We start from the raw sequence: 13694 nt of genomic DNA, 5'->3' as shown, positions 1-13694 counted from the left end.
ATGGATAAAAAAGACGTTCCACAAGATAACAGTGCTACCTACCAAGGGCAAAAAAAGCTCATTTATGCGGTTGATGAATCAGGGCATTATCAAGGCGTAACCTCAACTGGTTGGGAAGTTGAAAGTTTTGCCACGCAAATGGCAGTAGACGAGCTGCAACAGCAAAGTGATGAAGCCTTAATCAAAGCACAAAATGGTGAAGTATCATCGTTAGCTTACCATATGTTAAGACTTCGCTTTGACCTAGTATCGCTTGCACAAACTACTGGCTTTTTTCAATGGCAAATTAAGCGTCATTTAACGCCAAAAGTGTTTGCTAAGCTTTCAGATAAAAAGCTTGCCATCTATGGTGATGTCATGAAAATGACCATAGCTGAGCTTAAAAGCCTGCCAAACCATAATGATTCAACTAACTAACTCAACTAACTGAGCCACGCCTAAGCTAACAGCCTATGAAAGATATAATTATTGATATTAAACACCAGCAATCATCACACTGTGAAACCGGTGTTGTTTCCACTTTATTGCGTAGCAAAGGTTTAGATATTTCTGAGCCTATGGCGTTTGGTTTATCCTCTGCAATGACCTTTGTTTACCTTCCTATGGTAAAAATTGGTGGCTTACCGTTAATTGCTTATCGTATGCCGCCAAAGGCCATTATAAAGTCTGTATGTAAAAAACTTAATATTGAGCTGGAAACCCGTAAGTTTTCTGATCAAGCAAAAGGCATGCAAGCCTTAGATGATGAATTAGCCAAGGGTAACTTAGTTGGCCTGCAAACCTCAGTGTATTGGTTGCCGTATTTTCCTGAAGATATGCGTTTTCATTTTAATGCTCATAACCTGATTGTTTACGGTAAAACAGCGCAAGGTAACTACTTAATCAGCGACCCTGTATTTGAACATGTAGTAGAATGCCCGGCAGAAGACTTACAACGCGCCCGTTTTGCTAAAGGCGCATTAGCTGCTAAAGGCTTAATGTACGTAGTGCGTAATGTACCTAAGCAAGTTGATTTAACACCGCACATTTATGCTGCCGTTAACAAAACAGCCAAAATGATGAATGGTTTATTATTACCTTTCTTTGGTAACAAAGGCATCAGACACTTAGCGAAGAAAATCAATAAACTTACAAAAGAAAAGCCTAAATATCAAAAGCTTTTTCTTGGTAATATCGTGCGTATGCAAGAAGAAATTGGTACTGGCGGCGCAGGTTTTCGCTTTATGTTTGCCAGCTTTCTTGATGAAGCAGCCAAGCTAACTGGTGATAAACAACTTCAAGCCGCGGCTAAGCAAGGCACTGAGGTAGGTGATAATTGGCGTGAATTTGCTATGGATGCGGTATTATTTTGTAAAAAGCGTAAAGATTTAAGCTTAACTCAAGTCTCTGAAAAGCTTATTAGCTGTGCCGACCAAGAAAAATCGCTAAGAGAAAAGCTGCTATCAATAAAAGCAGCTTAGGCTTCAGTAAACAATTAACAATAACAGCTAAGCTCAGTGTCGTTGCACTGAGCTTTTTTTATTGTTATTGCTAACCCGCTTTTAACTGCTCGATAATCTTTTCTGCTACTGCCGCTGACGACACATAATTTTGTCCTGTGATCACCCGACCATCCACTTCAACATGCACTTTGTTTCGAGCGCTAAAGCGAAAATCACCGCCTCTGTCTTCAATGGTTTTTTGGATCCAAAATGGAAATTGCTTAAAGTATGCCGCCTCTTTGTTTTCATACTCATCTGGGTAGCCACTAATGCGCTTACCGGCAACCAAATATTGACCATCTTTAGTTTTTAGATGCGCAATGCCTGCCGTACCATGACACACAGATGAAATAATGCCCTTGTGCTGTTCGTATATTTCCATGGATATTTGCTGTATCAGCTTATTATCAGCAACACCATACATGGCGCTACTACCACCAACATAATGCACTGCTCGATACTTAGCAGGCTCAATATCCTCTGGCTTTTGAGTATTGGCTAAGGCATACATAAAATCCTGATCATAAATATACTTTTTATGAAGTGGCTCAGAGGTATTAATGTAAGCTAGCGGTACCGCGCCACCTTGCGGACTAACAAAATCAACCGTATATCCTGCCGCTTTAAAGGTATCAAAGGCATTAACAATTTCTGAAAAGCTAGCCCCTGCTGGCTTATTCAAATTACCATGAAAATGAGCATTCGATAAGATGAATAGTATCCGCTTACCGTGATGATTACTGGTTTCGCTCGTCGCTGTTTTGCTGATAATTTGCCATTTGTTATCAATGTTTTTCAGCAAAAATAAATCGACATAACGAAGACCTTTTGTCGGTATTAAAATCTCAGCCTTGGCGGTGGCAACATCGCCAACATAATCAATTGCCAAAATCTCACCAATACGGCCATTAAACTTGCCCGCTTGGGCTTTAGTAAACCAACTGGCATATTCATCTACTGGCACTTGCCAAAAAGGCACATCAGCTTTTGCCAGTAATAAATGAGCCTTAGGATGGAAGGCGCGCTTAATTTGCGCAGCTTGATTATAAGAAGAGCCATTTAGATAATCATTCAGGGCGACACGTATCGCTTTGTCGTGTGACTGACCGTAAGCTGAAAAAATGGATAAAAAATTCATTATTCCAGCAATAAAAATTAGCAGTTTAAGTTTAGCTTTCATTGGTACTCCAAATTAATTTTCTTTAATTTGCAGCAAGCCTAACCTGCTACACTTTGCTAAACAGCCAGCAATTATAATCTCGCACTACGAAATTATAATTTCGCATAACACATCTTTTAATTTACTGATTTTCCTTACGATATTTAGCAGGTGTTTTTTCCGTAAATTTTTTGAAGGTGCTATAAAAGGTTGATTGAGAATTAAAGCCACAACGCTCAGCAATTAACTCCATCGTTAATCGGTGTTCACTGATTAATAAATTTTTTGCCTCTTCAATACGAAAGCTATTTATATAGTCAGCAAACGATGATTTAACATTATCATTGAGTAACTGCGACAAATAAGGCACCGATACCCCTAAGCGTTTCGCTAGCATAGGCAAGGTCAAATTGGCATTTTTGAACAACTGCTGCTCTTGCATCATAGCATCTAATTGTTGCAATTTTTGCTCGGCTTCGTTGGCCGATATTTCCTTATTTGCATACTTCTTTGTTTGTTGCTCTACCGCTTTACTTTTAATGGTAAAGGTTAATAACCCAGTTAAATAAAGAATAAATGAAAATGATAAAGCACCAACAATGTATGAGGTATAAGACGCGGTAAAATAAGCCAGCCAAATAATGATGTTACCGATAAAAACACTCAACAACCAAATATCTTGTTTATTACGCGCTTTTTTAGCCGTTAAGCCTTTAAAAAATGGCATTAACAGCCTGGCAGACAATAAAATATAAAGCAGCCAAATGTAATTAATGAACCGATAAAATACGCCCCATAAGGCTTCATTATCTTGGTAGGGGTAAATAAAACCAATAAGCAAACTAGTGCTGGCTAATAAAGCTATGTGCAGCTGCCAAGGTAGCGGCTGCTTAGCCAATTGCTGCATCTTGCTAGCACAATAGAGAAATAGAAATGGTCCGATAAAAAAGCATGCCGTTAAACCAACTTGCAAAATCACCTTGTCTATTTCTGGATTAAAATAAAACAGTACTGACTTCAATATCCTAACACTGAACATTAATAACATCAGCGCTAGAAAACGATTCGCTAAGTTCACCGGTTTAGTGAAAAAAAAGTACGCTGATATTAAAAAGCCATTAAGCGCACCAAGCGCGCTCAACATCAGTAACAACTGGCTATTGATAGTCATTGTGATGGTTTACACCTAGATGCTAGCGCTGCTATTTGCATTAGTTAACTTAGTTTCACCATCAGGCTGTGATGCTCTGTAACTCGATTTAACACCTGAGTAACCAAGCTGAGTAGCAAAAATCGATAATAAACAATAACCAACAAAGTAATAAAAGCCTTGTCCTATTGCTGATAATGTTTGACTTGATATCAGTAAATCAATTTTAAAACCAAATAATACCAGCTGCTGACTTGAAGCGGTTTCCGCATGATTTGTTGACAGCACAGCCAACAATACCGCCACGACAAAGACATCAGCCATTGACCATTTACCAATGGCACTAACAAAGCGATAAATGCTGCGTTCAAGCTGAGTATTACGCTTAAAATAAGCCAATGTGATCAGCATAGATTTAAATATTGGAATACAAATAGAGAATAGAAATATCAAAGCAGCAACCAGTATTCTCTCATCTTTATAAAGTTCTTCTACTGTTTGCAGTAAAGACAATTGCTTAGCAAATAAATCAGTATTTAAACTGGCATTAGCCACTTGTGCTGTCATATCCATGCTCAAGGAAAACATTGGCAGTAAGATACCCGGAATAAAAAGCCCAATGGCGACAAGATTTAAAAAGAAGCCTAAGTGTTTTTTCATCATATTTATGTATTAGTCAAAATTTCTCTGCATTATCTGACATAATAACCTATCAGCTCAATGAGTAATTTAGCGGCTGTAAATTTTGCTTACAAATACTCTTTTAGGTAAAAGCTTCTCAATACCTTTTGCTTTAACTACTTGCCTGAAGAAAGAATGACTCTAAAGTGTTATTTAACTCTCGTACTTGCTTTGACACGTTTTCTGGCTGTAAGGGCGGAATTTCAATCTCATTTGCCATAATTTCAGCGGCAAATTGCGCCTTTCTCTCTGGCACTTGATACCAAGATTCAGACTTGGTTAAGGTTGATGGAACTAAGGTAAGTAACACTGTGGTTAACTGCAAAGGCTGATTTTCATTAGCATTACAACGCAAGGCAATATTAGCGGCGCCACGTTGGAACTTTAACTTTTTGCCTGGTGTAGTACGGGTACCTTCGGGGAAAATAATTAAGTTATTACCTGCTGCCAGTGATGCTTGGCAATCCACCAATAAGCCCTCAGGATCAGCATTACTAATATAGCCAGTATTTTTCACCACGCCACGTAAAAATGGGTTTTTAAATAAATGCGCTTTCACCACACAGTCAGCATTTGGAATAATAGAAATCAGCACAACAACATCAATTAAGGACGGGTGATTTGCCAAGACCAGATGGCCATTTAGCGCTTTAAGTTGTTGTGCCTTGGCTAAATCAAATTCAAATATGCGACACCAAGCCATCAAGCCAATAAAAAATTTAAAGGTATAGTGCACCGTTTTACGGGCAAGCTGCTTTTTTTTATCTTGATCGCGAATAAGTAATTTTTGCAGCGGGAAAACAAACAGGGTTAAAAACACGCCACCTAAACCAAACATGGCAAAACAAAAACCTGTCGCTAATATACGCCAGAGATGATTTAGAGTTTTCAACATAGGATTACTTAAGAATTTTTATTATAAAACAAGGTGCTTACCGCAATGGCTGAATATACTACCTAAATAGCTAGGCTAAGCAAATGATTAATCATAGCTTATGAAAATAAATCAGCAATATCAGCCCAGTGACATAAATATACTGAGTTAATGCTTCCTGCTTGACTGGCGACAATACTGATATCATATAAGGCATCCTCATCTGGCAGTGAAAACACTCCACTGCAGGTCTGATAAAGCATTAGCCTTGATGCGGTATTTTGCGCCAATAAATCTGCCACCCCTTGCTTACTTGCTTTCGCTAATGCTTCTTTTAATGTCCATAAACGATAAAAGGCACTATCACCGGCTTGCTTAACTAAAGCGCTTTCAAGGGGATGATAAAAATGCTCAGCCAAGGTCAATATATCTCGCTTAGCCTTATATTTTTCAATATCAACCCCGACAGCAAACGACTGAGTTGACAAATATAACAGAACATAACCTCCGCTATGACTAAGGCAGATATTAAGCGGTAATGCTTGCTTAGCGTAAACAAGCTGTAAGCTTAATGTTTGTTCATCAAAGTAAACCTGAAAATCGCTTAATGTTAGATGGTTAGCCAGTGACTTATGCTGTCGTAAAAAACACAAAGCAAAAGATTTTATCAATAAACGGCTGGTGACAAACTCCTTTTTCGCCTGAATCGCCCTGCGAGCTGAAAATGTTGCATATTCTGCTGCTTGCAAGTGCTGCTGTGCTAATGCATTTGCTTGGCTGATGCTAAGCGTGTTGGCATTAACCAACAAACACATGGTTTGTTGCGCTTTCATTAAGCTTTCAAGATCTTGAAAGCTAGCGTCAATGGCTAATGTATTCGCTAAAGTTATCTGCTGCAAAGGGGTAGCTGCTTATCTAATTAGTGTGCCTAGCTTAGTTTTTTTAAGCAAAAAAAACCACCTATAAGCAGGTGGTTTTTAATTTATCTTAACGAAGACAATAACTAAGCAGTGACTGTTTCAGCCTTATCTTGCTCAACTTGTTTTTTCTTTTTCCGAGAAAACAAAGAGCGTATATCTTCAATAATCAAGTACAAGCAAGGGATCAAGCCTAAAGTCACTATAGTGGCAAACAATACCCCGAAAGATAATGACACCGCCATAGGAATAACAATTTGCGCCTGCATACTGGTTTCAAAGAAGATGATAGGCACTAAACCAATAAAGGTGGTTAATGAGGTGAGCAATATCGCACGAAAACGCTTAGTACCGGCATGAATAACGGCATCCTTTATGGTTTCTCCCCGTTTTCTGGCATTATTGACATAATCCACCATAACCAGGGAATCATTTACGACAACACCTGCCGCCGCCAGTATCCCCATCACAGAAAGGGCATTTAAATCCATGCCTAAAATTAGGTGACCAAATACTGAGCCAATAATACCAAATGGAATAACCACCATAATCATCACAGCTTGTGAGTAAGACTTTAATGGAATCGCCAATAACGAGAATATCACCATCAAGGAAATAGCAAAATCACGCAATTGATTGTTAATGCTATCCATTTCCTCTTGGATGCTACCTGTAACTTCACTCTTAACCAGCGGGAATTGACGCAGTAATTGCGGAATAAAGTTATCACGAATATCGTTAGCCACTTTAAATGGCTCTACTTGTTCAGCGTCAACACTCGCCCAAACATTAATGGTACGGTTACCATTTTCACGTCGAATACGCGTAACACCATCGGTTAAGATAATATCGGCCAACTCAGACAGCGGTAGTTCAGCACCATTTGGCGCTTGAATCATGACATCGTCAACATGACCGACAGAGCTACGCTCAGCTTGCGGGTAACGTACCATAACTTTAATTTCTTCGGTATCACGTAAAATACGTTGCGCCTCTAAACCATAGAAGCTGTAACTAACTTGTGATGCGATATCCGCTAAAGTTAAGCCCATTGAATAAGCCAATGGTTTTAACTCAAACTGTACTTCTTTAGCGCTAGTTTGACGTGAGTCATTAACATCACCCACCCCTTTTAGTGAGTTAAGCTTAGCTTTAAGCTCTTTCGCTGCTGCAAGTAACTGGGCATCGTTTTGAGACTCTAGTCTAAAGGCAATATCACCATCATCACGACCACCACCAAATAAATTATCACTGATGGTTAATGACTTAACGCCCGGGTAATTAGGTATCGCATTACGCCATTTATCCGCTAACTGGAAAGTATCCATAGCACGTAATTCAGGATCAACTAACTTCACCATTACCTGACCACTGGTGCGACTTTGTAAGTCCACCTGCATATCAGAGATCATGCCATTACCATGCTCAGCTTCAATTTCTTGGTCAATGCGATATAGTACATTTTGAATATTTAATACCGCAGCTAAAGTCGCCTTTTCTGAGGCATCTATGTTCATTTCCACTGAAATACGAGGGAAATCGTGTGGAATTTTAGGTTGACCGATAAAGCGCACCATTCCACCTTGGAAAAGTCCGGCACTTAACAGCATGATGCTAATAAAGAACATCAATACACCATAACGATATTTAATACACACAGTTAAACTTGGACGATAAACATTATCAATGAAACGTTTTAATGAACCATCAACTACGGCACGTAATCTATCTAATGGATTTTTAGGGTTGAATTTTTTCACCTTCATTTGCGCTAAATGCGCCGGCAAAATTAATTTTGACTCTATTAGTGAGAAGATCAGACAAAATACCACAACAAAACCAATGGATTTACTAAAGGCTGCTCCGGGATCATTATCAAGCACAAATGGTAAAAATACCGCGATAGTAGTTAATACGCCAAAGGTTGCCGGCATAGCGACACGCTTTACACCACGAATAACATTATCGACACTATGACCACGTTGCTCGATTTCATCATGGGCACTTTCCCCCATAACTATGGCATCATCAACAACAATACCTAGTACTAAGATAAAGGCAAACAAGCTGGTAATATTAATGGTGACATTAACGAACTCCATTGGCATAACCAATAAAGTACCTAAGAAACAAACAGGTAAGCCCATCATTACCCAGAAGGCTAATCGCACACGTAAGAATAACGCTAACATTAAGAAAACCAGCACAGCACCACTTTTCATGTTATCCATCATCATATCGAGACGACCTTCAAGGTAGTAGGTCATATCAACCCAAGTCTCTAACTTGACACCTTGTGGTAATGCTTCAGATTTCTTTTCGACAAACTTATTAACAACAGCAGCAACATCAGTGATGCTTTGGTTTTCCGCCGCGCCAATAAAGAAAGTTACTGAGTTCTTACCATTAAATTTAGAATACTGTAGGCCTTCTTCGAAACCATCTATGATGGTTGCTAAATCACCTAATAAGATTTTAGTACCATCTTCTAAGGTCACTACTGGGATCTGTTCAAATTCATGACCGCGATAAGCTTGCTCTTCAACACGTAAGTTAATATAGCCATTTTCCGCGCGAATTTGCCCTGCTGACATATTACGCGAGTGACCTCGTACCGCTTCAGCAACATCCCTAAAGCTAAGATCGTACTCACGTAGCTTATCTTTACTCACTTCAACTGAGATTTCATAGCTTAAGCCACTAAAAAACTCTGAAACATTAATTAAGGGTAATTGTTGAATTTCATCATGAATCTTACGCCCTAATTCCTTAAGCTCTATATTAGATAAGTCGCCATATAAACTAATATACATGACTTCCTGACGATACTTTTCGCGCTCAACCTTGATACGTTCCATACCTTCAGGGAAGGTTGAAATTGAATCGATCGCCGATTTGACTTCCTCTAGCACTAACTGAGGATCATAATCAGTATCAACCTCAAACCAGCCATTAGAGTAGCCACGATTTGAATAGGTGATTACTCGCTTTAAGCCTTGAATAGACTCTAACGCTTCTTCAATTTTTATGGTGATCCCTTCTTCCACCTCTTGTGGTGCAGCGCCAGGATAAGGCGCAGCATAAGAAATCCAGTTAATTTTAACCTGCGGGAACATTTGTTTATTAATGGTGTTAATGGTTAAAAAGCCACCCACCAAAATAAATACCATTAATAAGTTTGCCGCAATACTATTGCGAGTAAACCAAGCGATAAGGCCTTTATTGGTATCTATATTATCAATATTATTGCGATTTAAATTTTCAGCATCATTTAAATCATGCTGTGATTTATCAGAAGTGCTCATCCCTACTCTCCTGAATCATTGTTAGCGACTTGTGTTTCACTTGATTGCTCTTCAGAGCTTTCTTGTTGTGTTTCTTCACCTGCTAACGCTAGTTTCATGCCATCAATAGGGTAATCTAATGCTGATATAATTAACTGATCACCATCAGCTAAACCATTAGCAACAATAACATTACTACCTTGCTGGCGAATAACATCAATCGGCGCATAATGTAATTTTGATTCAGCATCTAATAAGGCAACCTTACCATCAACCACTAAGTAACGAGGAATAACACTTGCTCGTGCCACTTGAGTGCCAACAATTTCAGCATTAACGTAACTACCAAAACGAATTGGCGCAATGTCACTGTTTGAGGCTTGTAATCGATAAGGATCATTAATTTCAGCAACCAGATAACTCATACGGCTCTTGTTATCAACAACACCTTCGCTGCGAGCAATTTGTGCTTGCCACTGGGTTGCTTTACCAGCAAAAACACCATTTAAATGCACATTAGCTTGTTCGCCTTTATTCACCAAAAATTGCAATTGGTTATCGGCAACCGGTAAACGCACTTCAGCAACTGCGGTTCCTAACACATGACCAATGCGTGTGCCAGTAGTTACAAATGAGCCTAAACCAATATCTCGGCTATCAATCATGGCATCATATGGCGCTTTAATTTCCGTTCTTTCTAAATTACGCTCAGCTCTTAAAATTGCCGCTTGCGCTGCCTTAACACGTGCTAACTCTTGTGCTAATTGTGGCTTACGTAAACTCAATTCAGTTGGCGAGCTATCAGTAATTTGCTTCCACTCACGTTCAGCAACCTTACCTTGTGCAACCTCAGTTTCTAATGCCGCTCTTGCCGTAGCCATAGTTGCTTGAGCATCAATCAAGGCAGCTTGATAATCACTCGGATCAATACGTGCTAAGAGTTCACCTTTTTTAACAAAACCACCGCGAACAAAAACATCGCTCAATTCAACAATTTGGCCACTCACTTGCGCAACCAACTGGGTTTCATATTTAGGTTTAACAATACCGTATGAACTAACCTCTAAGGTCATTGGCGCTACTGAAATATTTTCAACAGCAACGATAGGTGTATTATCTACTTTAGGCTTTTCTTCTGGTGGTTTTCTCATACTAGAGAAACCAATCATGGCGGCAACACCGACGCTTAAAATGACAATAGGTATAATTATTTGTTTTTTTCGAGCCACTTTTCTAATTCCCAAGACAAAGTTTAGACAAGAGTGTCATATTAATACTGTGTAGAATAACGAATTATTAGTTACATGTATTAACAAAGATGTAACGCAGTATTACAAAATATAGGCCAAAACTAAGACCGTTATTTTTCTAACCTAGAATCCTCACAATATTCACATAAAAATCATAAACTTAAATAATATTTATTTTGAAACATTTTGCAGGATTATTTCACCACTAAGGTGAAATAAATGTGAAATTAGTCGATTTGACCAATTAATTACACTTTTTATCTTAGTTCTTTGTTAATTTAACCACTCGCACTTGTATTTCAATCGAATAGCAATAAGCTAATAATTAAGCTTTCAACCGAGGTGATTATGTTTACCAAGTTAAATCAATTTTTTAGTCAACTAGCCGCCGACTCTCAGCCTAAGCAAAATGAAGTCTCATTAGAAATAGCGTGTGCCGTGCTTTTATGTGAAGTGATGCGCGCAGACAGTGCATTTACTGAAAGTGAGCAAAATAAAGTCGCGCAATTACTAATAAAACAGTTTTCCTTAACTGAGCATGAAGTTGATGAAATACTGCAACAAGCAGTCAAGTTGAGTGAAAACGCCAGTGATTTCTACCAATTCACTTCGCAAGTAAATCAACATTACACTTTAGAGCAACGTATTGAAATTGTTAGCTTACTTTGGCAAGTTGCTTATGCTGATGGTGAGCTTGCCAGTATTGAAGAACACATTATTCGCAAAATAGCTGATTTACTGCATCTTCGCCACAGCGAGTATATTGCCACCAAAATCAGCGCTCAATCGCACTATGAAAGAAAATAACTCGCTTTTGCTTATCGCTCGCATGTCAATTTAAGTTACAATAACGCTAGATTTTCTTCTTTGGCTGTATCCATGACACATTCTATCGCAACAACAAATCCTGAAATTGGTAAAACCTGTACATTAAGCGTAGTCGCAATAGCAGATAATGGTGCTTACCTAGATGCAGGTAATTTAGGTGAAATCTTACTACCAAATCGTTATGTGCCTGAAAACTGCCAAGTTAATGACCCTGTTGATGTGTTTCTTTATCTCGACTCTGCTGATCGCTTAGTGGCGACAACACAAAAGCCTTTAGCTCAAGTGGGAGAATTTATCTCTCTTAAAGTCGTGCAAGTAAACAAAATGGGCGCCTTTTTAGATTGGGGCTTACCAAAAGACCTACTAGTACCATTTAATCAACAACACAAAAAGATGGAAGTAGGCAAATACTATCTTGTTCGAGTGTTTTTAGATCAGCGCACTGAGCGTATTGCCGCATCGAGCAAAATTGATAAGTTTATTGACATCTGGCCTGGCGAATATCAAGAAGGTCAGCAAGTTAAGCTTACTATTGGCGGCAAAACAGACCTTGGCTTTAAAGCCATTGTCAATGATTTACACTGGGGCTTGTTATATGACAATGAAATATTTCAGCCACTTAGAGTTGGTAGGCAAATTACCGGCTATATAAAACGAGTTCGAGAAGATGGACGCTTAGATCTGATGCTCACCCGCCCCGGTAAAGGAAAAGTTATCGACTTCAGTGATAAGCTTATTGCATACTTACAAGACAATAATGGTTTTAGCCCATTGCACGATAAAAGCTCTCCAGAGCAAATAAAACAAATTTTAGGGGTAAGTAAAAAGACCTTTAAAGCCACGGTTGGTAATTTAATGAAAAAAGGAATTCTGCAAATAGAGAAAAACGGTATTAAACTGAAATAAATGCTACGCAATTTACTTTTACCTTTACTTTTATTTAGTTGTTTAGTTGTACAGATACCTCAACAGGCATGGGCAGTTAAGGTCACTTATATTGCCGATACCAACCAGCTAACCAGTTATTGGCAAAAAGTCTACGACATTGCTAATGCCGCCGCACAAGACTTAGATATAGAGCTGACTTTAATTGAAGGTCAGGGTCATCGTATATTACAAGCAAAAATAATCGAAGAAATTAGCAAACAAACCAACAAGCCAGATATGTTGGTTTTTATGGGCCATCAAGAAAACGCCCGACAAACCTTTGCGCTATTAGAGCAAGCAAAAATCCCCTTTATTACCTTATCAAACTTTGAAGCTAGCAATGAAAACAACCAAGGTAATAAGGTGGGCTTTCCTCAAGAAACTTTCAAATACTGGCTAGCGGAGCATTACGATGATCATGCCCAAGGAGCCTATAAATTACTTGATGAACTCATTAAGCAGGCACGAAAAGTACAGCCAGAAAAACCACTTAAAGTACTTGCCATACAAGGTGATTTCAGCTCTCAAGCGCGGCAAAAGCACCAAGGCATACAACAAAGATTAGCCAAAGAAAATCAAGTGATATTGGTACAAGAAATCGTCTCTTACTGGCAATACACTACCGCTAAATCACATTTTAAGGCGCTATATCAGCGTCATAAAGGCGTAGACATTGTTTTAGCCGCATCTGATACCATGGCGATTGCCGCAATGGAAGGCGCCAAAGAGTTAGGTTTAACCCCGAATCAAGATATTTTTATCGCGGGTTTTGATTGGAACACTCGCGCAATGAGAGCAATAAAGCATGAGCAGTTAGCTGCATCAGCAGGTGGCCATATGTTTAGCGTGGCTTGGTTGTTAGTAAAAATATATGATCACTTTAATCATCATGCTGTGTTTTATTCAGGCAAGCAAAAACCAAGTAGCCAATTTGATATTATCAATTTTAAAAATCTACAAGCATTTGAACCATTAGCCTACGAAACTGACTTAGATAAAATCAATTTCTACTGCTTCAGTAAAACCTATACTCAACAAGCTGAATATAACTTCTCAGTTAACGCGCTACTCACGCAATTAGCAAGAACATCGAATGCTAACTGCGTAAGTAAAAGCGAGTAATCACGAAGTATCGCAATTAAA

General features: G+C 38.8%; 12 protein-coding genes. 5 read left to right on the top strand and 7 right to left on the bottom strand.

Annotation, left to right across the window (positions count from 1 at the left end):
• Positions 1-417, top strand: coding sequence for a DarG family dialkylresorcinol biosynthesis protein (locus tag EMK97_RS15305; RefSeq protein WP_130603659.1), 417 nt, complete (start codon positions 1-3; stop codon positions 415-417).
• 35 nt (positions 418-452) lie between these two features.
• Complete coding sequence (gene darH / locus EMK97_RS15300) at positions 453-1460, top strand: BtrH-related acyltransferase DarH (protein WP_130603658.1); 1008 nt, start codon at positions 453-455, stop codon at positions 1458-1460.
• A 70-nt stretch (positions 1461-1530) separates the two neighbouring features.
• Here the strand turns inward: darH and EMK97_RS15295 are convergent, their stop codons facing one another.
• The 7 genes from EMK97_RS15295 to EMK97_RS15265 form a co-directional block, all read right to left on the bottom strand.
• Complete coding sequence (locus EMK97_RS15295; RefSeq protein ID WP_130603657.1) at positions 1531-2661, bottom strand: nuclear transport factor 2 family protein; 1131 nt, start codon at positions 2659-2661, stop codon at positions 1531-1533.
• Between the two features lie 121 nt (positions 2662-2782).
• A complete protein-coding gene (locus EMK97_RS15290; protein WP_130603656.1) occupies positions 2783-3811 on the bottom strand; it encodes a helix-turn-helix domain-containing protein in 1029 nt (342 codons plus the stop codon).
• Positions 3812-3826: 15 nt separating this feature from the next.
• On the bottom strand, positions 3827-4450 hold the full coding sequence (locus tag EMK97_RS15285) for a paraquat-inducible protein A (protein ID WP_130604512.1): 624 nt from the start codon (positions 4448-4450) through the stop codon (positions 3827-3829).
• A 133-nt stretch (positions 4451-4583) separates the two neighbouring features.
• Entirely contained in the window at positions 4584-5366 is a 783-nt protein-coding gene (locus EMK97_RS15280; protein WP_130603655.1) for a lysophospholipid acyltransferase family protein, read from the bottom strand.
• 98 nt (positions 5367-5464) lie between these two features.
• Positions 5465-6244: a 4'-phosphopantetheinyl transferase family protein gene (locus tag EMK97_RS15275; protein WP_130603654.1), complete on the bottom strand. Its 780-nt coding sequence runs from the start codon at positions 6242-6244 to the stop codon at positions 5465-5467.
• A gap of 104 nt (positions 6245-6348) precedes the next feature.
• Positions 6349-9567 (bottom strand): efflux RND transporter permease subunit, encoded by a 3219-nt coding sequence (locus EMK97_RS15270; RefSeq protein ID WP_130603652.1) that lies wholly within the window; start codon positions 9565-9567, stop codon positions 6349-6351.
• Positions 9568-9569: 2 nt separating this feature from the next.
• Positions 9570-10775, bottom strand: coding sequence for an efflux RND transporter periplasmic adaptor subunit (locus EMK97_RS15265; RefSeq protein ID WP_130603650.1), 1206 nt, complete (start codon positions 10773-10775; stop codon positions 9570-9572).
• Between the two features lie 369 nt (positions 10776-11144).
• Here EMK97_RS15265 and EMK97_RS15260 point away from each other — a divergent pair, with 369 nt between their 5' ends.
• The 3 genes from EMK97_RS15260 (at position 11145) to EMK97_RS15250 (ending at position 13673) form a co-directional block, all read left to right on the top strand.
• The gene (locus EMK97_RS15260) at positions 11145-11603 is read left to right on the top strand and encodes a tellurite resistance TerB family protein (RefSeq protein WP_130603648.1); all 459 of its coding nucleotides are present in this window, start codon (positions 11145-11147) and stop codon (positions 11601-11603) included.
• 72 nt (positions 11604-11675) lie between these two features.
• Positions 11676-12530, top strand: coding sequence for a CvfB family protein (locus EMK97_RS15255; RefSeq protein ID WP_130603646.1), 855 nt, complete (start codon positions 11676-11678; stop codon positions 12528-12530).
• Complete coding sequence (locus EMK97_RS15250) at positions 12531-13673, top strand: ABC transporter substrate-binding protein (protein WP_130603644.1); 1143 nt, start codon at positions 12531-12533, stop codon at positions 13671-13673.
• Positions 13674-13694 lie beyond the last annotated feature (21 nt).

Origin of the sequence: Litorilituus sediminis (assembly GCF_004295665.1) — a bacterium.
Taxonomy (GTDB): Bacteria; Pseudomonadota; Gammaproteobacteria; order Enterobacterales; family Alteromonadaceae; genus Colwellia; species Colwellia sediminis.
This window is presented reverse-complemented; position numbering and strand designations above follow the sequence as displayed.